The 20,565-nt window shown below is 66.1% G+C and carries 22 protein-coding genes and 1 pseudogene; 8 read left to right on the plus strand and 15 right to left on the minus strand.

Going from position 1 to position 20,565, the window contains the following annotated elements; all coding sequences use genetic code 11:
- Positions 1-107: 107 nt before the first annotated feature.
- Genes arsC through Q0L25_RS19165 form a run of 5 tightly spaced genes read right to left on the minus strand, consistent with a single transcriptional unit; the run spans position 108 to position 3,119 of the window.
- Complete coding sequence (gene arsC, locus Q0L25_RS19145) at positions 108-446, minus strand: arsenate reductase (glutaredoxin) (protein ID WP_296617064.1); 339 nt, start codon at positions 444-446, stop codon at positions 108-110.
- Positions 443-1,669 (minus strand): MFS transporter, encoded by a 1,227-nt coding sequence (locus Q0L25_RS19150; RefSeq protein WP_296617066.1) that lies wholly within the window; start codon positions 1,667-1,669, stop codon positions 443-445. Before Q0L25_RS19150 ends, arsC begins: the two co-directional genes overlap by 4 nt.
- A 26-nt stretch (positions 1,670-1,695) precedes the next feature.
- Positions 1,696-2,358 carry a hypothetical protein gene (locus Q0L25_RS19155; protein WP_296617068.1) on the minus strand — a complete coding sequence of 221 codons (663 nt, stop codon included), beginning with the start codon at positions 2,356-2,358 and terminating at the stop codon, positions 1,696-1,698.
- Between the two features lie 39 nt (positions 2,359-2,397).
- Positions 2,398-2,649: a hypothetical protein gene (locus tag Q0L25_RS19160; RefSeq protein ID WP_296617070.1), complete on the minus strand. Its 252-nt coding sequence runs from the start codon at positions 2,647-2,649 to the stop codon at positions 2,398-2,400.
- Positions 2,646-3,119, minus strand: coding sequence for a hypothetical protein (locus tag Q0L25_RS19165; protein WP_296617073.1), 474 nt, complete (start codon positions 3,117-3,119; stop codon positions 2,646-2,648). The genes Q0L25_RS19160 and Q0L25_RS19165 overlap by 4 nt, the downstream gene beginning before the upstream one ends.
- 252 nt (positions 3,120-3,371) lie before the next feature.
- Here Q0L25_RS19165 and Q0L25_RS19170 point away from each other — a divergent pair, with 252 nt between their 5' ends.
- Both Q0L25_RS19170 and Q0L25_RS19175 read left to right on the plus strand, forming a co-directional pair.
- Complete coding sequence (locus tag Q0L25_RS19170; protein WP_296617075.1) at positions 3,372-4,967, plus strand: tyrosinase family protein; 1,596 nt, start codon at positions 3,372-3,374, stop codon at positions 4,965-4,967.
- Between the two features lie 20 nt (positions 4,968-4,987).
- Positions 4,988-5,629: a DJ-1/PfpI family protein gene (locus Q0L25_RS19175; protein ID WP_296617077.1), complete on the plus strand. Its 642-nt coding sequence runs from the start codon at positions 4,988-4,990 to the stop codon at positions 5,627-5,629.
- 21 nt (positions 5,630-5,650) lie between these two features.
- On the opposite strand, the gene Q0L25_RS19180 is transcribed toward Q0L25_RS19175, so the two are convergent.
- The 4 genes from Q0L25_RS19180 to aroQ all read right to left on the minus strand — a co-directional run bounded on the left by Q0L25_RS19180 (position 5,651) and on the right by aroQ (position 8,630).
- Positions 5,651-6,160, minus strand: coding sequence for a hypothetical protein (locus tag Q0L25_RS19180; RefSeq protein WP_296617079.1), 510 nt, complete (start codon positions 6,158-6,160; stop codon positions 5,651-5,653).
- 31 nt (positions 6,161-6,191) lie between these two features.
- Positions 6,192-7,544 (minus strand): acetyl-CoA carboxylase biotin carboxylase subunit, encoded by a 1,353-nt coding sequence (gene accC, locus Q0L25_RS19185; RefSeq protein WP_296617081.1) that lies wholly within the window; start codon positions 7,542-7,544, stop codon positions 6,192-6,194.
- A 114-nt stretch (positions 7,545-7,658) separates the two neighbouring features.
- Positions 7,659-8,147 carry an acetyl-CoA carboxylase biotin carboxyl carrier protein gene (gene accB / locus Q0L25_RS19190; RefSeq protein WP_296617084.1) on the minus strand — a complete coding sequence of 163 codons (489 nt, stop codon included), beginning with the start codon at positions 8,145-8,147 and terminating at the stop codon, positions 7,659-7,661.
- A gap of 48 nt (positions 8,148-8,195) precedes the next feature.
- Positions 8,196-8,630 (minus strand): type II 3-dehydroquinate dehydratase, encoded by a 435-nt coding sequence (aroQ, locus tag Q0L25_RS19195; RefSeq protein ID WP_296617086.1) that lies wholly within the window; start codon positions 8,628-8,630, stop codon positions 8,196-8,198.
- A gap of 63 nt (positions 8,631-8,693) precedes the next feature.
- On the opposite strand from aroQ, the pseudogene thiS reads away from it, so the two are divergent.
- The 4 genes and pseudogenes from thiS to Q0L25_RS19215 form a co-directional block, all read left to right on the plus strand.
- Positions 8,694-8,909, plus strand: a pseudogene (gene thiS / locus Q0L25_RS19200) (sulfur carrier protein ThiS); the annotation flags it as partial.
- Positions 8,910-9,023: 114 nt separating this feature from the next.
- Entirely contained in the window at positions 9,024-9,821 is a 798-nt protein-coding gene (locus tag Q0L25_RS19205; RefSeq protein WP_296617088.1) for a bifunctional sulfur carrier protein/thiazole synthase protein, read from the plus strand.
- Between the two features lie 45 nt (positions 9,822-9,866).
- Positions 9,867-10,664 (plus strand): alpha/beta hydrolase, encoded by a 798-nt coding sequence (locus Q0L25_RS19210; protein WP_296617090.1) that lies wholly within the window; start codon positions 9,867-9,869, stop codon positions 10,662-10,664.
- A gap of 91 nt (positions 10,665-10,755) precedes the next feature.
- Positions 10,756-10,959 carry a CsbD family protein gene (locus Q0L25_RS19215; RefSeq protein ID WP_296617092.1) on the plus strand — a complete coding sequence of 68 codons (204 nt, stop codon included), beginning with the start codon at positions 10,756-10,758 and terminating at the stop codon, positions 10,957-10,959.
- 259 nt (positions 10,960-11,218) lie between these two features.
- Here the strand turns inward: Q0L25_RS19215 and Q0L25_RS19220 are convergent, their stop codons facing one another.
- Positions 11,219-12,124, minus strand: a complete 906-nt coding sequence (locus Q0L25_RS19220) for an AraC family transcriptional regulator (RefSeq protein WP_296617094.1) — start codon at positions 12,122-12,124, stop codon at positions 11,219-11,221.
- Positions 12,125-12,310: 186 nt separating this feature from the next.
- Between Q0L25_RS19220 and Q0L25_RS19225 the strand changes: the two genes are divergently transcribed.
- Positions 12,311-13,276 carry an SDR family NAD(P)-dependent oxidoreductase gene (locus Q0L25_RS19225; RefSeq protein ID WP_296617095.1) on the plus strand — a complete coding sequence of 322 codons (966 nt, stop codon included), beginning with the start codon at positions 12,311-12,313 and terminating at the stop codon, positions 13,274-13,276.
- A 62-nt stretch (positions 13,277-13,338) separates the two neighbouring features.
- Here Q0L25_RS19225 and Q0L25_RS19230 read toward each other — a convergent pair whose 3' ends face one another.
- The 4 genes from Q0L25_RS19230 to Q0L25_RS19245 all read right to left on the minus strand — a co-directional run bounded on the left by Q0L25_RS19230 (position 13,339) and on the right by Q0L25_RS19245 (position 18,376).
- The gene (locus Q0L25_RS19230) at positions 13,339-14,313 is read right to left on the minus strand and encodes a hypothetical protein (RefSeq protein WP_296617097.1); all 975 of its coding nucleotides are present in this window, start codon (positions 14,311-14,313) and stop codon (positions 13,339-13,341) included.
- 100 nt (positions 14,314-14,413) lie between these two features.
- Positions 14,414-16,753: a TonB-dependent receptor gene (locus Q0L25_RS19235; RefSeq protein WP_296617099.1), complete on the minus strand. Its 2,340-nt coding sequence runs from the start codon at positions 16,751-16,753 to the stop codon at positions 14,414-14,416.
- Positions 16,722-17,678, minus strand: coding sequence for a FecR domain-containing protein (locus Q0L25_RS19240; protein WP_296617101.1), 957 nt, complete (start codon positions 17,676-17,678; stop codon positions 16,722-16,724). The genes Q0L25_RS19235 and Q0L25_RS19240 overlap by 32 nt, the downstream gene beginning before the upstream one ends.
- 74 nt (positions 17,679-17,752) lie before the next feature.
- Positions 17,753-18,376 carry a sigma-70 family RNA polymerase sigma factor gene (locus tag Q0L25_RS19245; RefSeq protein WP_296617103.1) on the minus strand — a complete coding sequence of 208 codons (624 nt, stop codon included), beginning with the start codon at positions 18,374-18,376 and terminating at the stop codon, positions 17,753-17,755.
- Here Q0L25_RS19245 and Q0L25_RS19250 point away from each other — a divergent pair.
- Positions 18,375-19,535 carry a glycosyltransferase gene (locus tag Q0L25_RS19250; protein WP_296617105.1) on the plus strand — a complete coding sequence of 387 codons (1,161 nt, stop codon included), beginning with the start codon at positions 18,375-18,377 and terminating at the stop codon, positions 19,533-19,535. The two genes, Q0L25_RS19245 and Q0L25_RS19250, sit on opposite strands and share 2 nt — an antisense overlap.
- A gap of 6 nt (positions 19,536-19,541) precedes the next feature.
- Here the strand turns inward: Q0L25_RS19250 and Q0L25_RS19255 are convergent, their stop codons facing one another.
- The gene (locus Q0L25_RS19255; RefSeq protein WP_296617106.1) at positions 19,542-20,510 is read right to left on the minus strand and encodes an MlaA family lipoprotein; all 969 of its coding nucleotides are present in this window, start codon (positions 20,508-20,510) and stop codon (positions 19,542-19,544) included.
- Positions 20,511-20,565: the final 55 nt, after the last annotated feature.

The following is a 20,565-nucleotide window of genomic DNA, read 5'->3' on the forward strand; positions in this document are numbered from 1 at the left end:
CGCTTGAAAGAAGAAAGAAGACCCTCACCCAACGCTCTCCCGCGTGCGGGAGAGGGCTCGAGAACGGGAAAGGCCGCACCCTGGCAGGATGCGGGCTTCGAGCGCAGTCAGAGGATCTCGCGCACCTTTTCCGGCGGCCGGCCCAACCGTACCCCTTTCGGCGTCTCGACCAGCGGGCGCTCGATCAGGATGGGATCCGCCGCCATCGCGTCGAGGATGGCGTCGTCCTCGGCGCCCTTGAGCGCCTTTGCCCCGTCCTCGCCCTTGCGCAGGCCCTCCACGGGGGTCATGCCTGCCGCGGCATAAAGCGCCGCCAGTTCGTCGCGCGACGGCGGATGCTTGAGATAGTCGATCACCTCGACCTCGACGCCAGGTGTCGCTTGCAGGATCGCCAGCGTCTCGCGCGATTTCGAGCAGCGCGGATTATGCCAGATCGTTGCCTTCAATTGGTCTTCTCCGTCAGGAAATCGACATCGGTGCGCTCGGGTCCGATCGCCGTCCATACGACCAGGACGACAACGGTAATGCCCGCCACGATCGCCATGGCGAGGCCAAAATTGCCGCCATGGCTCTCCGCGATGGATGCCTGGATCGGGCCGTTCCGCGACGCGATCAGATTGCCCAGCTGATAGGCGAAGCCCGGGAACATGCCGCGCACCAATGCGGGCGACAATTCGTTGAGATGCACCGGTACGATGCCCCAGGCGCCCTGGACCGCGACCTGGATCAGGAAAGCGCCCAGGCCGAGCATGACCGGCGTGCTGGCGAACGCCCATAACGGAATGATCGGGATGGCGAGCAGGCTGGCGATGATGATCGCGCGCTTGCGTCCGATATGTTCGGACCAGATACCGAAGGAGATTCCGCCCACGATCGCACCGACATTGCCGATCATCGCGAGCAGCCCGATCGTCTTGGTGTCGAAGTGATGCTGTTCCTTGAGGAACGTCGGATACAGGTCCTGTGTGCCGTGGCTGAAGAAGTTGAACGCGGTCATCAGGATGACGAGGTAGAGCGCGATCTTCCAGTTCCGCACCAACTCGCCGATCGGATTTGCCGGCCGTTCGTGGCGGCGTTTCTCGAACGCCGGACTTTCGTCGACATGCATGCGGATCAGGAAGACCAGGATCGCCGGCGCGATCCCGACCATGAACAGCCCGCGCCAGCCGATCGCGTCGAACAACAGGAAATAGACCAGGCTCGCGAGGAAATAGCCGGTCGGATAGCCTGACTGCAGCAGCCCGGAGACGGGACCGCGCAGCTTGATCGGGATCGATTCCATCACCAGGCTGGCGCCGATTCCCCATTCGCCGCCCATGCAGAAGCCGAACAGGGTGCGGATCACGAACAGACTGGTCAGCGACCAGGCGAAGGCCGAGGCGAACGAGAAGAGCGAGAACAGCAGGATCACGATCATCATGATCGGCCGCCGCCCGAATCGGTCGGCCATCCAGCCGAAGACGAACGCGCCGAACGGCCGCGCGGCGAGCGTCAGGAAGGTCGCTTCCGACACCGTCTTGATGTCGGTGCCATATTCCTTGGCGATCGCCGACAGCATGAACACGAGCAGGAAGAAATCGAACGCATCGAGCGTCCAGCCAAGATAGCTCGCCCAGATCGAATGGACCTGCTTGCGCTGCAATCCCTTGAGCTCTGCGACCAACGACATCCGGTTCTCCCCGATTTGGGGAGGGGCTACGCCAAACGCCGCGTCCGCGCCACCCACCAGGCGAGCACCGCGAGGACGCCATAAGCGAACAATCCCAGCCAGCCGGTGGAGGCGGGGGCGGGCCCGGCCTCGGTCGGTTGCGGAGTCGTCCAGTTGATCGCCTGCAATGCCGCCATGCCGATCGCCAGCGCCCAGGGCGACCATTTGCCCATCGCACCGGTCGCGCGCGTCCGGCTGACGAAGAACCATAGCCCGCCGAACGCGAAGGCGAGTTCGAGCGGAATCTCGATCCACGGATGGTTCCACAGCCCGAAGCCGAGCTTGGGCGGGCTGCCCGCAAGAGTCAGGTCGGGGCGATGGACCAGCAGGTCGATCACCCAATGCGATACCACCACCGCACCGCCGATCGCGCCGGTGGTCCAGCTGCCGCCCAGCGCTTTCACCGCGACGGCGAACAGCATGCCCCAGCCGATCGCCCCGGCCAGGCTGTGCGTCCAGGGCATGTCGTACAGATCCATCGCATTCATCACCGTCGCACCGGGCAGCAACCGCATCTTCTCGACGCCCAGGATCAGGAAGCTGAAGAAAGCGATGTCGACCAGCTGCGCGGCGACGAACAGGGCGCCGAGCCGCGGCGATTTGGGTGACGTCGCGGCGGCGAAGGCCGGCGCGTAGTGACCGATGAACATTGACCCCTCCCGTCCCGGCGTGCGGCCGGTGCGGCTAATCTAGGTCGGCCTGGCCTTGCGGGCCAGCCGTGTCTCGCGCGTGCAGGCGGCGTGCGCGCAGAGGCTGTGCGGGCGATCATCGCGCATGGGACGGCCAGGATCGCGCGGCACCGCTATCCAATGCGTCTCGCCCCCCGAACAGAGCGGCAGCCACAATTGCCCCGGCACTGCGGCGGTCACCGGCGCCGCCGCCAGGATCGCCAGCGCGGGCAGGCCGCCGAGCGCGGCGATTCGGCGCGGCGCGGTCGTCACGACCCGGTGGTCGCGGCGCCGCCGCCTGGTTGCGAAGTCGACGAGACATCGGATTGACGGACCGCGACGAACGAGGCGGTAACGCCGGCCGGGGCTCCCGGGCCATGCGCATGGACCCGCACCACGCTGCCCACCAGACAGGGGATCTGGTTGACGCCCTCGGGCCAGGAATAGGCCGGAACCCCGCGATAATCATATCGCCAGCCGGCGGTCGGCGTACCGTCGATGCCGAGCCCAATCAGCGCGAAGACCGGCGGAGCATCCTCGCGATCGGCGCATCCCGCGGTGCCGCTGACGGCAAGGGCATAGCCGCCGCCCATATCGAGCGTGCCCTGCACCTTGCCGGTGCCGTCCTCGGTGAAGTCGAACACGCCCTCGCCGAAGATCAGCGCCAGCGCCGCGGCGGCATCGTCCCCGACCAGGGCGGTCGAGTTGTGATAGCTGCGATAGGTCCATTTGCCATCAAGCATCGCACCACCGCTCCAAGAGAATCGAAGTAAAGATTAACATTCATATGAGCGCCAGCAAAGGTCGACACCAAAATAAATTGCCTTGTGGCTTTACATGAGGAAGTATTATGCTCGAGTCGATGTCGATATCCAGTCAAAATGGACATAATATTTATGTCTAAAATGGACATATCGACTGTAACTTGACCGTAATCGGCGTGTACCTGCCTGTATTCTGACATCGCCGTTAGGCACGTTGAGGGGATTCGACGCATGAGCACGCCTGCCGCACCCGGGATTCGCCGTTCGATCGCCGATATCCAGGCCGATTACGACGCCGGCAACACGGCCGAGCTCGAAAATCTGATGCGCGCATGGAAAGGGATCAAGGAACTTCCTCCCGGCGATCCGAACTCGTTTTTCACGCTCGGCGGCTTCCATGGCGAGCCGTTCCGCGGTCCCGGCGCTTATGCCAATGCCTGGTGGGGCGGCTATTGCCAGCACGCCACCGTGCTCTTTCCCACCTGGCACCGCGTCTATCTCTACAAGCTGGAAAAGGCGTTGCAGAGCATTCCGGGGTGCGAGAGCGTCACGCTGCCATTCTGGGACGAGTGCAGCGCCGATTCGCAGGCGAACGGCATCCCGCGCGCGCTGACCGACGAGAAGTTCGAGCTCGACGGCGTGCTGATCGACAATCCGCTGCGCTCGTTCGTGCTGCCCATGGCGATCGTCGACCAGGTGTCGCAGGACAGTGGCAGCGATCCCAACAGCCCGAGCTACAGCAAGCCGCAGGGGTATGAGACCGTGCGCTACCCGCTATCCGGCCTGGTCGGCACGCCGGCCGATCAGTCGGCGACGCAGGATCACAATGCCGGCTTCCCCAATTATGCCGCGAACGTGAAGACGCTCGACGCCAACATCATGGCGTGGCTGACCATGCCGGTCTATTCGGGCGCGGTGACGCGCGGGCTCGTCGTCAACCAATTCCAGAAATGCCTGGACGCTCCCAATTACACCTTGTTTTCGAACACGACCTCGATGCGGGCGTGGAACAAGGCCAATCCCGACAAGCCGGTGGTCGCGCTCGAATCGCCGCACAATTACATCCACCTTGCGGTCGGCGGGTTCGATATCCCGGCCTATAACGCCTCGCCGATCGCCGGTGCCAACGGCGACATGGGAGAGAATGACACCGCCGCACTCGATCCGATCTTCTTCTTCCACCATTGCTTCATCGATTACGCCTTCTGGATCTGGCAGCGGCGGCAGGGCGCTACCCGGGATTTCACGATCGACATGCAGGATCCGGGTGCATCCTATGCCAACAACCAGCCGCCGGCGGGCGCCAATCAGGGCGACATGCTGACGATGGCGACCCCGCTGATTCCGTTCCAGCGCGCCGACGGCAGTACGTTCGTCAGCAGCGATTGCGTCGATATCGAAGGCCAGCTCGGTTATACCTACGGCCCCGGCTCGCTCGACGCGTTCGCGGCCCCGTCGCCGCCGGTCGCGATGTTCGCGGCGGGCGAAGCGACGCGGCAGGTCCGGGTCAGCGGAATCGACCGGTCGAAGATCGCGGGCTCGTTCATCATCGCCGCTTATGCCGAGGTCGATGGCGCGCATCGGCTCGTGGGCGCCGAGGCAGTGCTCAGCCGCTGGAACGTGACCGGCTGCGCGAATTGCCAGACGCGCCTGAGCGCGGGCAGCGAATTCCAGGTCGCCGCCGACCGCGCCGCGAGCGGGGTCAACGTCGTCGTGCACACGCGCAACGGGCCGATCGGTGACGTACCGCCGTCGTTCCAGTCGGCCGGGCAAGTGCGCGCGCTGGCCACCCAGGCCGAGGTGCCGTTCAAGGTAGAGATCGTCTGACGCGGGCGGAGGGGGGAACCATGCGTATTCTGATGCCGCTCTATCAGGGCTTCGACCTGCTCGACGTGTGCGGGCCGTCGGAGATGTTCTCCTGGGCGGGATATACGGTCGACCTCGTCGCCGAAGTGCCGGGCAAGGTGGTCGCCAACAACGGCTTCGTGTTCGACGTGCCCAACGGTCTTCCCGCCCAGGCCATTCCCTATGATGCGCTGTGGATACCGGGCGGCAGTCCCGACCAGCTGTCGCGGATCATCCACGATCCGGCACGCGACCTGCTCGATTTCCTCGACAAGCAGGCGGCGCAAAGCAGCTGGGTGTGTTCGGTGTGCGAAGGCGCTTTGCTGGCGGCCGCGGCCGGGCTGCTCCATGGATACACCGCGACCACGCATTGGGCGTTCATCCCGTACCTGATGCAGAATTATCCCGATGTGACGGTCGCCGACGGGCATCCGCGCTTCGTGGTCGATCGCAACCGGCTGACCGGCGGCGGGATCTCGTCTGGGCTGGACGAGGCGCTCAGGCTGATCGAATTGCTGAGCGGCACCGCCGCCGCGCAGGACGTGCAGCAGACGACGCAATATTATCCCGATCCGCCGGTTACGAGCGCGATCCCCAACACGATCACTTCCCCGATGCCGCCTTACCCCCCAATGGCGGCATGAAGCGGTCGGGCAAGACCGGCGTCAGTCGGTCTTGCCCGATCTCCAGGCGTCGATCGCCCCCTTGTATTGGCTCGACCCTTTCAGTCGCGCCATGTAGCCGATCGGCCGTTTCGACGAGAGCGGGATGAAGTCGAACCCGCTAAGCGAGCCGCGCGCACCGCAATAGCTCCGGCAGCTGCCATCACCGTCATCGAGCAGCAAGCTCTTGCCTTTGGTCGTGATCGTCAGGCGGCAGGTCGGGCCGCCATCGTACGACGGTTGTTTCTCGCTATATATCAGCTTGTTGCCAGCCGTCTTTGCGATGCCGGCAATGGAGCAAGTATGGCCGTTGTAGAAAGCCAGCTCGGCGCGGAAATACGCGTGGGTCGCGTCGAGCGGCACGATCTCGATCACATCGTCGGACCAGAATTTGGATCCGTCGACCATGCCGTTCTGGAAATGCTTCGAATAGCGTCCGGCCAGCGAGGTGACGGGGGAGGCGGGGGCGGCGGCCACTGCCGCCAGGCCCAGCAGGATGATCGCCTTTCTCACGCCGCTCTCCTCCTCTCATCCCGCCGGCCGCTCAGGCCTCTTGCTTGGCCAGCCACTCCTCGAGCCATTTGATCGTATATTGGCCCTGGAGGAATTCGGGATCCTCGATCAGCGCCTGGTGGAGCGGGATGGTGGTCTTCATCCCCTCGATCACGAATTCCTCGAGCGCACGGCGCAGGCGGCGGATCGCGCCCTGGCGGGTAGTGCCATAGACGATTAGCTTGGCGATCATCGAATCGTAATAAGGCGGCACGCGATAGCCGGCATAAAGGCCGCTATCGACCCGGACGTTCATCCCGCCGGGCGCGTGATATTGCTTCACCAGCCCCGGCGACGGCGCGAAGGTGCGCGCATCCTCGGCGTTGATACGGCATTCGATCGCGTGACCGCGGAACTGCACGTCTTCCTGGCGCAGCGTCAGGCCGTGGCCCTCCGCCACGCGGATCTGCTCGCGCACCAGATCGAGGCCGGTGATCGCCTCGGTCACCGGATGTTCGACCTGCAGGCGGGTGTTCATCTCGATGAAGTAGAACTCGCCGTCTTCCCACAGGAATTCGATCGTGCCGGCGCCGCGATAGCCCATCTCGGCCATCGCCTTGGCGACGATCCCGCCCATCCGCTCGCGCTCTTCGGGCGTGATGACAGGCGAGGGGGCTTCCTCGAGCACTTTCTGGTGGCGGCGCTGCAGCGAGCAGTCGCGCTCGCCGAGATGGATGGCGTTGCCGTTGCCGTCGCCGAACACCTGGAATTCGATGTGGCGCGGATTGCCGAGATATTTTTCGAGATAGACGGTGGCGTCGCCGAACGCGGCCTTGGCCTCGCTGCCGGCCTGCTGCATCTGGGTTTCGAGCTCTTCGGGCGAGTTGACGACCTTCATGCCGCGCCCGCCGCCGCCTGATGCCGCCTTGATGATCACCGGATAGCCCGCCGCCTCGGCGATTGTCTTGGCCTCGCCTATATCGCTGATCGCGCCGTCCGATCCGGGCACCAGCGGCAGGCCGAGCGCGCCGGCGGTGCGCTTGGCCTCGATCTTGTCGCCCATCGTGCGGATATGCTCGGGCTTGGGCCCGACGAAGATGATGCCGTGCGCCTCGACGATTTCGGCGAAACGGGCATTCTCGCTCAGGAAGCCATAACCCGGATGGATCGCATCGGCATGGCTGATCTCGGCCGCCGAGATGATGTTGGGGATGTTGAGATACGATTCGGTCGCCGACGGCGGCCCGATGCAGATCGCCTCGTCGGCCAGCCGCACGTGCATGGCGTCGGCGTCCGCGGTCGAATGGACCGCGACCGTCTTGATCCCCATTTCGTGGCACGCGCGATGGATACGCAGCGCGATCTCGCCACGATTGGCGATCAGCAGTTTCTTGATTTCCGGCATCGGTCGTTTTCCTAGGCGGTGCCGGCCCGCTCCCCCACCCGGCCTCCCAACGGCAGCATCATATGGGAGGCCGGGTGGGGGAGCGGGCCGGAGCGGCACATCGGCAAAAATTGCTTACTCGACCACGACGAGCGCCTGGTCGAACTCGACCGGCTGGCCGTTCTCGATCAGGATCGCCGACACGGTGCCGGCGCTCGGCGCGGTAATCGGGTTCATCACCTTCATCGCTTCGATAATCACCAGGGTATCGCCCGCGGCAACCTTCTGGCCCACCGCGATGAATGGCTTGGCTTCGGGATTCGCCGCCAGGTAGACGGTGCCGACCATCGGCGACTTGACGGCATTGGCGCTGCTCGCGGCAGGCGCGGACTCGGCGGCCGGGGCCGAAGCGACCGGCGCGGCGGCGGGAGCGGTGGCCGCCGGCGGTGCGGCATAGCTTACCGGCGCGGCGGCGACCGAATGGACTTCGCGCGCGACGCGAATGCGCCGGTCGTTATCCTCGACCTCGATCTCGGTCAGGTTGGTTTCGTCGAGCAGAGTCGCGAGCTGGCGGACCAGCTCGACATCGACTCGCATGCCCCCATCATTCTTATTGTCTGCCATTCGACCCTTCTTCGCCCTGTTGAGGCTGACTCAAAGGCGCGCCCTCTGTCAGAGTCGGGCGGCGGCTTCAAGCGCCAGCATATATGAAAGTGCGCCGAACCCCGAAACGGTTCCGCGCGCGGCACGGCCGACAAAGCTCTGGTGACGGAATTCCTCGCGCGCCAGCGGGTTGGACAAATGCACCTCGATCACCGGCACCTTGATGCCCTTGATCGCGTCGTACAGCGCGATGCTGGTATGGGTGAGCGCCCCGGCGTTGAGCAGGATCGCCTTGACGTCCGACCCCTGCGCCTCGTGCATCCAGGTGATCAGATGCCCTTCGTGGTTCGACTGGCGCATGTCGATCTCGAGATCGAGTTCGCGCGCGCGCTCTTCGAGTCTCGCCGCGATGTCGTCGAGCGTGTCGGCCCCATAGATTTCCGGCTCGCGCGTTCCGAGCAGGTTGAGGTTGGGGCCGTTCAGCACCAGGATCGTTTCGGTCACCCTTGCCCTTTCGGTTGTGGCGCTATCGGTCTCGCCCCTATATCGCGATTTGCCATGAATACCATGCACACCGACGGAACCGTCTCGATCCGCGTCAATGGCGAGCATCGCCGCGTCTTTGCCGGGCTGACGCTCGCGCAGCTTGCCGAGGAGCTCGGACTGGCTGCCGAGAAGGTGGCGGTCGAGCGCAATCTGGAAGTCGTGCCGCGGTCGACGCTCGGCCAGGTGCTGGTCGAGGATGGCGATGAGATCGAGATCGTCCACTTCGTGGGTGGTGGCTGAAACTCGCCGTGCTCCTGCGAAAGCAGGAGCCGAGGGTGACATTACGGGCCAATGGTTGCTTGGCCCTGGGGTTCCTGCTTTCGCAGGACCACAAGCTAGCAGGACTGGACAATGAACATCGCTACCCCCGTGACCGCCGCCGCCGACACCTGGACCGTTGCCGGCAAGACTTTCCGCTCGCGGCTGATCGTCGGGACGGGCAAGTACAAGGATTTCGCGCAGAACGCCGCCGCGCTCGAGGCATCGGGGGCCGAGATCGTCACCGTCGCGGTGCGGCGCGTCAATGTCAGCGACCCCAAGGCGCCGATGCTGACCGACTATATCGATCCCAGGAAGGTCACCTACCTGCCCAACACCGCCGGCTGCTTCACCGCGGAGGATGCGATCCGCACCTTGCGGCTGGCGCGCGAAGCCGGCGGCTGGGACCTGGTCAAGCTGGAGGTGCTGGGCGAGGCGCGCACGCTCTATCCCGACATGGTCGAGACGCTCCGGGCGACCGAGATCCTGGCCAGGGAAGGCTTCAAGCCGATGGTCTATTGCGTCGACGATCCGATCGCGGCGAAACGGCTGGAGGACGCCGGCGCGGTCGCGATCATGCCGTTGGGCGCGCCGATCGGCTCGGGCCTGGGCATCCAGAACCAGGTGACGATCCGCCTGATCGTCGAAGGCGCCAAGGTTCCCGTGCTGGTCGATGCCGGAGTCGGTACCGCGTCCGATTCGGCGGTGGCGATGGAGCTCGGCTGCGACGGCGTGCTGATGAACACCGCTATCGCGGAAGCCAAGGATCCGGTGATGATGGCGCGCGCGATGAAACTCGCGGTCGAGAGCGGGCGTTTGGCCTATCTCGCCGGGCGGATGGGCAAGCGGCGTTACGCCGATCCGTCCAGCCCGCTTGCGGGATTGATTTGAACAGACTCTCCCGCTCGCCGGACTGATTTGACCCAAGGAGGCTCGATGCGCCGTTTCGTCCCGCTGATCCCGCTCGCGATCCTTGCCGGCTGTCACAAGCCCGCGCCAAAGGTCGACAATGCGCAGGCGCTGATCAACGAAAGCGCGCCGGTCGAGGAGCAAGCGCCGCAGCCGGTGACCTTGACCGCGCCCGACGGCGTTACGGTCTACGGCACCTATTACCCCGCGACCAATGCGCGCGCGGTGATCCTGCTGTTCCATCAGGCCGGATCGTCGAAGGACGAATATACGACCATCGCGCCGCAACTTCAGCGCGCCGGTTTTGCCGGGCTGGCGATCGACCAGCGCGTCGGCGGTAGCCTCTACGGCACCAATCAGACGATGGCGGCCTATAAGGGCAAGACCGATTATCTCGGCGCGCTCCCCGATCTCGAGGCGGCGCTCGCCTGGGCCAAGGACAAGGCGCAGGGCCGTCCCATCCTCCTCTGGGGATCGAGCTATTCGGCCAGCCTTGTGTTCCTCGTGGCCGCGTCGAAATCCGCGGAAGGTAGCGTCAAGGGCGTGCTCGCTTTCTCGCCGGGCGAATATTTCGACGACAAGACGATGGTCGAAAAGGCCGCGGCCAAACTGACTCTCCCGGTCTTCGTCACCTCGGCAAACACGCTCCAGGAGGAGCAGGAAGCAAAGGCGATCCTGTCGGCGACCAAGAGCACCGATCGCCAGCAATTCATCCCCAAAGCGGGCGTGCACGGCTCGTCGACCTTGATCGCCGCCAAGAATCCCGGCGGTGCCGACGATAACTGGCAGGCGGTGTTCGCCTTCCTGAAACGCGTCGCGCCTTAGCTCGCAGGAACCGCCGACCCGCCAAACCGTTCTATTTCCGCAATTTCAACGCGCCGGCGCCCCGCCGCCGCGAACGGAGAGGAACGACCCGATGGGTGAACTGACCGACAAGATCAAAGGCAATGTCAACGAAGCGGTGGGCAAGGTGAAGCAGGCGATGGCCGGCGACGCCAACGACCCCAACCGCACCCGCAAGGATGACCAATTGGAAGCCGAAGGCGCCGGCCAGGAATTGAAGGGCAAAGCCCAACAGTTCGTCGGCAAGGTGAAGGGCGCGCTGGGCGACGACATCTAGTCGCTGTCCGGCTAGCAGCGCTCACCGCGCTGACGTGGGGGCCGTGCGGTACCGCACGGCCCCCTTCTTATATGTTACAGGTACGCCATAACCAAATAGCCCTCTCCCGCTTGCGGGAGAGGGTTGGGTGAGGGTCTTCTTTCTTCTTCCAAGTGGCTGAGGTCCCAGAAGAAGAAAGAAGACCCTCACCCTCCCGCCGCCTCCGGCGGCGGGCCCCTCCCTCTCCCGCTTGCGGGAGAGGGGTTTCTGACTTCCTCGTTCACGCCAGGCTTGCCATCTCTGCGTGATCCGCTGCCGGCATGCCGCGCAGCCGCTCGGCGTCGCGCGACGGCGGCGCGCCGAACATTCGGGCATATTCACGGCTGAACTGAGAGGCGCTTTCATAGCCGACCGAATAGGCCGTGCGGCCGGCATCGTTACTCGCGACCAGCATGCGCCGCGCCGCGTGGAGCCTGAGCGTCTTCTGATATTGTAACGGGCTCATCGCCGTCGCCGCCTTGAAATGGCGGTGGAACGACGGAATGCTCATCCCCGCAATCTTCGCCAGCTCCTCGACCCGCATGGCCTGGTCGAAATGCGCCCGGATCCAATCGATCGCACGCCGCACGCGCGACAATTGGCTGTCCTCGCGCGCGATCTGGCGCAACAGGCCACCCTGTGGTCCCTGCAGCAGGCGATAGAGGATCTCGCGTTCGCGCAAGGGTGCCAGCACCCCAATATCCTGGGGCGCGTCGAACAAGGCCAGCAATTGCGCCCAGGCGTCGAGCAGATCGGGCGTGACCGGTGTCACCGCAAAGCCCGCGGTTTGCCCTTCGGGAGAGGCGGGCATGGTCGCGAGCAGATCGGTCAGGATCGCGCGATCGATCGTCAGGCTGGCGGCGATATAGGGCTTGTCGGGCGACGCCTCGACCACGCATCCCGACGCCGGCAGTTCGAGCGAGGCGATGAAGGTGCAGGCCGGATCATAGCGCACCGTCCGGTCGCCGATCATCACCTGCTTCGCTCCTTGCAGCACCAGGCAGATCATCGGTTCGTACACGGTCGCCATCGGCCGGCTCGGTCGATCCACGACGCCGATACCTACGCGCGGGATCGCGGTCACCCGCGCCAGCCCTTGCGTTTGACGCATGACGCGCCGGCTCATCTCGTCGAGTTTGTCCTGCATGATAGCCAAGATGGTCTCGGCGGAGGAAGCCGCAAGCGCTTTCGGCCGGAAATCCCGCACGACTGATAGGATTGGGCAAGCGATCGAGACGATCGGGCGCTCGTCGGAAGGGCCCGCCCCTAAATGGCTGACGAGGGCGCACGGCGATTGCGCCGCGCCCTTTGACGACATTCATGGAGAATGAAGATGACGACCCAATTCGGCGAGAAATCGACCACCGAGGACGTGCTCGCTGGCATCGACCTGTCGCGCAAGCGCATCCTGGTCACCGGCGTTTCGGCCGGGCTTGGCGTGGAAACCGCGCGCGCGCTCGTCGCGCATGGCGCGGAAGTGGTCGGCGCCGCGCGCGACGTCGCCAAGGCGGAACGCGCGACGACCGAAGTTCGCGCCGCGGCGGAAGCGGGCAAGGGCGCCTTTTCGATCGTCGAGCTCGACCTCGCGTCGCTCGCCAGCGTGCGTGCCTGCGCCGACGCGCTCAACGCCGACGGCCGTCCGTTCGACGTGATCATCGCCAATGCCGGCGTGATGGTCCCGCCGTTCGGCCACACCGCCGATGGCTTCGAAACCCAGTTCGGGACCAACCATCTCGGCCATTTCGTCCTGATCAACCGCATCGCGCCCTTGCTCAAGGACGGCGGGCGCCTGGTGAACCTGTCCTCGGCCGGTCATCGCTTTTCGGACGTCGATCTCGACGATCCCAATTTCGAGCACACGCCGTACGAGCCCTGGATCGGCTATGGCCGGTCGAAGACCGCCAATGTCCTGTTCGCCGTCGAATTCGACCGCCGCCATCGCGATCGTGGCGTCCGCGCGACGGCGGTCCATCCGGGCGGCATCCAGACCGAGCTCGGCCGCCACATGGACGAAGGGCAAATGGCCGCGCTGGTCGCCTCGATCAACGAAACCGCGGCCAAGGCCGGCACCCCGGCCTTCGAGTTCAAGACCATTCCCCAAGGCGCCGCCACTTCGGTCTGGGCGGCGGTCGTCGCCGATCCTGCCGAAATTGGCGGGAAATATTGCGAGGACTGCCACGTCGCCGAACTGCAGGAAGGCGAAGGTATCCGTGGCGGGGTGCGCGCCTATGCGCTCGACGCCGAGCACGCCAAAGCGCTCTGGGCGAAGAGCGAGGAACTGGTCGGCGAACGCTTCTGATCGTAGCCGTCAAAAATAGCCCCTCTCCCGCTCGCGAGAGAGGGGGGCAACTGTGTTGCGGATCATCCGAAGCTGGGAGCCGTTGGCGGTTTTTGGCGATGCCGGCGGGCAAGATCATGGATGCCGGTCGCGAGGCCGACGAGCGCGTGCAGCGTGAATATCAGGCCGGCGACCGTTGCGAGCGCGCCCACGATCATCGCATCGCTGCCCAGCAGCGCCAATGCGCCGCCGGCCAACAATGCGTCCTTGCCGGGGATGAGCGGGACCCGAGACAGCATCATCCGCATCGTGCCCAGGACCAGCAACATTCCCAGCGTCGCGCCGGGAATGAGCATCGCCCACAACAGCGCATTGAGCACCAGCATGACGGCGATTCGCACCATGTGGCCAAGAAAAATTCCCGCGAGCGCCGGCCGCGACAGCGAAAATTTGAAAAAAGCCTGCCGCGCCGCGAAAATGCCCAGCGAACTCACGACGATGACGAGCGTCGCCAAGACCGCGCCGTGAAGCAATGGCCCGCTCGCCACGCGGCTGAGCGCTGGATAGGCCATCGCCATCAGGATCAACGTGGCCAGATTGCCGGCCAGCGCAGACAGGATCGACATGTCACGCAGCGTCGCGAACGTTGCCTCCTGCGTCGGCATCGCACTCCGCGCCCAGCAATAGAATTGCGCGTCGCCCGAATAGCCGAGCACCAATTCGTTCGCGACCTGCTTGCGTAACAGCGGCACGAGCCCCGCGACCGGCAGCTTCCAGAGGCGTCGCAGGATCATCCAGTCCAGCGCAGGCGAGAGCATATAGGCGGCCGCGAGCAGCGCCCAGAATAATGGCGTCTTCGGAAGGTTGGCGAACAACGTTCCGACATCCAACCGCCCGAACGCCGCGGCGACGCACGCCAGGATGCCGAACGACACCGCCAGGCCAGCAAGGGCGCTCGCGCGATCGCGCACCTTGGGCCGATGCAACGGCTCGGTCAGGTCCTGGACGTTGGAAAAGCTGGAAGCGTTAGCGGCGACGGGAAGCGAGGTCGATGGCAATGCGCGGCCTTTGTCGATCGAGCCACCGCGATGGCGGCTGTTGGTCTCGATGCAACGACGCCACCAGACCGCCGCACCTCAGCCGGCACCGCGGAAATGATCAGAATTCGCGCGACAAGGTGACGGAAAACATGCGCGGGCGGAGCGGCGTGTATTGCGGCAGGGCCCGTACGGAAAAGGGATTGCCATAGGCGAAGGTGTCGGCGCGGGTGTCGAGCAGATTGTCGACATCGAACCGCACCGTCAGCGGAGATAAGATCGCGGTCGCTCCTGCGCGCAGGATCGCATAGCCATCGGTGCGTCGATCGAGCCCGTCGTCGAAGCTTAGCCGCGTGCTGCCGGTAAAATTGATTCCGGCATAAGGGCGCAATTCCATTCCTCCCAGCCGGACCGAGCGTTCGGCCGTCATGCGATAGGCGATGTCTGGCGTGATCGGCAGGCGTCGGTCCTTCGGCAGTCGCGTGCCGTCCGGGGCGGTCTGCAGCCGGGCGCGCTGCACGGTCATTCCGGCCCGGAACCGCCAGGACGCGCTCGGCCGCCAATCGAGCGAGCTCTCCAGGCCCAGGACGAAGGCGTCGCCGGCGTTGCGGGTAGCGATCAGCCCGTTCGCTTCGAGATAGTCGGACTGCATGTCGCGCCATTGCGCTACGTACAGGGCGGTATCGAGCGACAGCCGATCGCCCGCCAGGCGCAGCCGCGCGCCGAGGTCGAGGTTGCGGACCTCATCGGCTTGATACCGGCCGGTACGCGCATTGCCGGGGTCGAGGCCTCCGGGGCGAAATGCCGTGGCGATACGCGCATAGATCGTGCCCGATGCGCCGAGATCGTAGGACAGGGAAAGATTGGGCGTGAAGCCCGTCAGGCCGCGTGCCCCGGCCTTGGGCGCCGAGGGTTCGGTGCGTTCGTCCTCGGCCGCAGAGCGGAAGATCCGGAACCCGCCCGCCAGGGTCAGGCGGCCGCCGATCGGCAGCGATCCGTCGGCGAAGACCGCCGTTTCGGTCGCCCGGCGATGCAGCGTGAAATAGGGCGTCCAGCTGGCCGGCCCGACTTGCGCATCGCCCTCTGCCTTGGTCGTCGCCGAAAGATAGGACAGCCCGGCGGTCCAGGCGAACCGGTCGCCCGGCGCGGAAACCAGCCGGACCTCCTGGTCGAACACACCATAGGACCGGCGGTCGCGCCACGCGACGGCGCCCGGGATACCGAGCACGTCGGGCGCGAACGACAGGTCGAACAGGTCGTTCTGATCCTGCCAGGTCTGGCTGGTCGCGATAACCAGCTGCAGCCGTCCGATCGGGCCCTCGGCACGGAACTGGGCAAGCCTGAAGTCGGTCGCACTGGGTTCGCGCATCGCGGCGGGTCGCGCCAGATCCTCGCCCGCGCGATAGACATATTGGCTATCGGCGGAGGCACGATGCTGGATCGCGCCGGTCAGGTCGATCGACCAGCCCGCCGCCGGCGCGATCCGCAACGAGGCGCGCCCGCCGGCAAGCGTCTTGCGGTTGGCGTCGTCTGGCGCCGGCCGGTCGTCGATCCAGCCGCCGCCCAGCGCCGCATAGCCGACCAGCCGTATTGCCGCCGCGTCGGTCACCAGCGGCAGGTTGAGGACACCCTCGGCCGATCCGCCGGGACCGCCGTCGGACAAGACATTGAGCGAGAAAGCGGCGGCGCCCGACACGTCGCCCAGGATCGGACGATTGGTGACGATGCGATAGACGCCCCCCAGCGCACCGGTGCCATATAGCGGTCCTTGCGGTCCCTTCAGCACTTCGACCCGGGCGACATCGACCAGCCGCAGCGCGGGTTCGGGAGCGTCATAGGTGATGCGTCCGTCATCGACCTGGACGCTGACCGTCGTCTGGCTGAACCCGTTGAAGGGGCTGTCCGCCAGACCGCGGATGAAGGTGCGATCGCTGCCTTCGTCGCGCCCGGCGACGACCAGGCCGTCGACCGACCGCGCGACCTCGCGTTGGCCGCTCTCCGCGCCGGCCGGCGCCGTCGAATCGGGCACATACACCGCGATCGGCGCCGGGACGCGCGACAACATCTCGGGCAGTTTGCGGCCGGTGATGATGATGTCGGGTTGCGGCGACGCGGGCGAATCCATGACCAGCGCCGGGCCGCCCGATACTGGCCGGGGCGAGTGCTGGCGGCGGACCAGGCGGAACGCCGACGGGCCGATCCTGACCGCCTTGATCGGCGTGTCGCGCAGCAGCCTGTCGATCGCGTCGTGCGGCGACATCCGGCCGTTGACTCCCCGCACGCGCAGGGGCGGCAGCGCCGCGTCATAGCCGAACGAAATGCCGGTCTGGGCCGCAAGCGAGGCGAGGGCATCGGTCAGGTTGCCGGGCGGGATGGCGATGGAAACGGCGGCATCGCGAGCGGCGGCCGGACTGGTCGCCAACAGGGCGCTAGTCGCCAGTGCCGCCCAGCAATACCGCATCGCCCTCCCTTCGTACGCTCACACCGGCGAGCTGCCGGACCGACGCGACCATCGAATCGCGATCGCCCGGCGCCAATACGCCGGAGAAGCGCCGCTGCGCGACCCCTTCGGCCACCGTGACGGGATGGCCGGTATAGCGGGCGATATCGGCGGCGACCAAGGAGAGCGGAACCTGATCGTAGATGAAGCGACCGGTGCGCCAGGCGCCGACCGAGGCGGGCGCGGTCGTCTCCAGCGTGACCGTACGGCGGGCAACGTCACCAAGGACGGCGTGGCCGGCGGTGACTTCGGTCGCTGCCGCCGCGCCGGGGGCCGATACCGATACTTTTCCCTCGGCGACCGCGATGCGGATGGTCTTGCCGTCGCTGTTGATGTCGAACCGCGTGCCGACGTCGCGCACTTCGAACCCGGACACCTTGACCGTCAACGGGCGCGCCGGATCGTGGCGGACGTCGAAATAGGCCGAACCGGCGAGGGTCAATGCCGCACCTTTGGCGACGTCCAGCCGCGAGCCGCCCGCCAGCGTGGCGGTCGCGCCATCGGCGACGGCGACGGTGCGCGTCTGGCCTGCCGCGGCGGCATAGCTGGTCGTGGCGGGCGCCGACGGCCCGCTTGCCCACCAGCCTCCGGCCGTGACCGCGACCAACAGTGCCGCCGCGATTCCACCCCAGGCGAGATACGGGCGACGCGCCGGGGATCGCGCTTCGATATAATCTTCGCTCGCCTCGCCGTCGTTGGCCGGCAGGCGGGCCAGAATCGCGGTGCGTTCAGCATCGACGCGCTCGTCGAGCAGCGCGATATCGTCATAGGCTTCGCGATGGCGAGGGTCCGCCTCCAGCCACGCGGTGAAGCCGTCCCAGTCCATGTCGTCGCGCGACTGCTGTTGAAGCCACAGCGCAGCCGCCTCCAATATCCCGTCGTTCATCGTTCGTGCCGCGACGGGCCGTTTCCGGTCCGTCGTCCCTGTCCGATCGAAAGACGCCGCGTCGTTGCCATACCTCAGTCCTTCAACGCGCGACGAAGATGCGTCATCGCCACGGCGATGTGTTTTTCCACGCCGCTGCGGCTGATGCCGAGCCGCGCTGCGACCTCTGCATGCGGCAGCCCTTCCAGTTTGTGCAGGCGGAACGCGCGCCCGGCGCCTTCCGGCAGCGCCGCGATCGCCGCGGCAAGCGCCGCCGCGTCCTCGCGTTCGATGATCGCGTCCGCCGCGCTGGGCCGGGCATCGGCGGCTTCGCCGGCGACCTTGATCGTCTGGCTATCGGCCCATTCGCCGTCCCGCCGTTCGCGGCGGCGGCGTTCGCGGACGCGATCGAGCACCAGATTCTGAGCGACGCGATAGAGGTAGGCGCGGCCATTGGCGATCGGTCCCGGGTCGACGGTCGAAACCCGCAGCCACAATTCCTGGACCAGATCCTCGGCCTCGCTTCGGTCGCCGGTGCGGGCCGCAAGGAAGCGCAGGAGTTCACCGCGCAACTCCCCGAACAATTGCGTCAGACCGGATGGCGAGGTCGAGATGGGCGGCTCCTTGAACGGATCGAGGCCATGCCCGATGCGCGCTTTTTCGACAAGGTTCGGGCGGCCGGACTGCGGTTGCTCAATGCCGTGCCGTCTGTGCGGCATGAGGATCGTCGATGTCTGCGCTTTCTACACGCCCCATGGCGGCGGCGTACGTACCTATGTCGAGCGCAAGCTGAAGGTGGCGAGCGCGCTGGGCCACGAAATGATCGTGCTCGCGCCCGGCGCCGATGATGCGGTGGTCGAGCGCGCGCCCGGCGCGGTGCTGGCGACAATAAAGGCACCGACCTTCGCGCTCGATCGTCGCTATCGCTATTTCGACGACGAGGCCGCTCTCCATCGCGCGCTCGATGCGTGGCGCCCCGACGTGGTCGAGGCATCGTCGCCATGGAGCAGCGCCTCGATGGTGGCGCGCTGGCGCGGCGACGCGGTGCGCTCGCTCGTCATGCATGCGGATCCGCTATCGGCCTATGCCTATCGATGGTTCGGCACCGTGGCGAGCATCGGCGTCATCGACCGTACGTTCGAGCGCTATTGGCGGCATCTGCGCCGGCTCGATCAGGCTTTCGACCTGGTCGTGACGGCGAGCGACAATCTGACCCGGCGCCTGCGCGGCGGCGGTCTCGGCAAGGTCGCGACGATCCCCATGGGGGTCGAACCTGGCTATTTTTCGCCCGAACGGCGCGACCCGCTGCTGCGCGAAGAGCTGCTGGCGCGATGCGGCCTCGGGCCAGAGGCGACCTTGCTGCTCGGCGTCGGGCGCTATTCGCCCGAAAAGCGCTGGAGCATGGTGATCGACGCGGCGATCGCCGCGGGCGTTCACGCGCCGGTCGGCCTGGCGCTCGTCGGCGAGGGGCGTCATGGCGATCGCCTCATCGCGCGGGCAGGGGGCTCGCCGCACGTCGTGGTCGGCCAGCCGGTCAAGGATCGCGCGAGGTTGGCGGCGATCATGGCGAGCGCCGATGCGCTCGTCCACGGCTGCGAGGCCGAGACTTTCTGCATGGTGGCGGCGGAGGCCAAGGCGAGCGGGCTGAAGTTGATCGTGCCCGATCGTGGCGGCGCCGCGGATCATGCGACGGGCGAACGCGATCGGCTGTACGAGGCGGCCGATGGCCAGTCGCTGCGCGACACGATCCTGGCCGCGGCGGCCGACCGCAGACCGGTCACGCTGTGGCAACGTCCGCGGCAGATGGACGAGCATTTCGCCGAGCTTTTCGGGCGCTATTCAGCATTGTGCGGATCGAGCGACCGCGAGGCGGCCTGACCGCGCTCATTTGACCGGCTGGGCGGGCGCCGGCGTTGCGGCTGGGGGTACCGGCTTGGCGGTGACCTCCGATATCGAGCGTTTCCCGAGATCGAGATCGAACGGCGCGATCTTGCGGCCGTGCAGGCCGTCGATCTCCGCCTGGCGACGCCACAGATAATAAGAGCGCGTCGCGATATAGGGATTGCGCGCCGCTCTTAGCTGGTTGAGCTGGTCGTCGAATTCGGCGCGGCGATCGAGCATGTGGACGCCCCCCGTTCCGATATTGAAGACCGGCTTGTTGAATGGCGCGCCGAGATAGAGCGGCATCATCATGCGGTCGACGCCGCCGCCGATCAAATCGCGCAAGGTCGTCGGGCCGATCAGCGGCAGGAACAGGAAGGGCCCCGGTTTCACGCCGTAATAGCCGAGCGTATCGGCGAAACTGTTCTTGCGCCGGGGGAGGTTGATCGGGTGCCGTTTCGCGACATCCACCAGTCCGGCGACACCCACGGTCGAATTGATCACGAAGCGACCCGCCGTCTCCGCCGCCTTGCCGGGCTTCAACTGCAACAGGTAGTTCACGAACACGATCGGCTCGTGCAGGTTGATGAAGAAGTTGCGCAATCCATCGCGTGCCGGTTTCGGTACCGTGCGTTCGAACGATCGCGCGACCGGCCCGACGACGGCGCGATCGACCGCCTGGGTGGCCTCATAGGATTGCTGGTTGATCGCGGCCAGCGGATCGCCCGGGGCGTGCCGCCGTCCCGACACGACGATGTCGGTATCGGGCGTCGTGCTCTGGGGCGGCGGCACGTCGGCCTGCGGCGCGCCGGCGACCGGACTCGCGGCTGTCGGTGCCGACTGGTCCGGTGCGACCGAACCGGCGGCCACCGGTTGGGCGATCGTCGTCCCCGCTACGGCCTGGTCCGCCCCGCCCATATCGGCCGGCGGACACGTCAACATCATCACGGCAGCAAATGCGGCAGCGCTCATCGTCACCCTTGTCGGTTGTCTGTCGGGATGACGCCGCGGCGGATCCTTTCCGCAG

The organism is Sphingomonas sp., assembly GCF_024508665.1.
In the GTDB taxonomy this organism is placed as follows: domain Bacteria; phylum Pseudomonadota; class Alphaproteobacteria; order Sphingomonadales; family Sphingomonadaceae; genus Sphingomonas.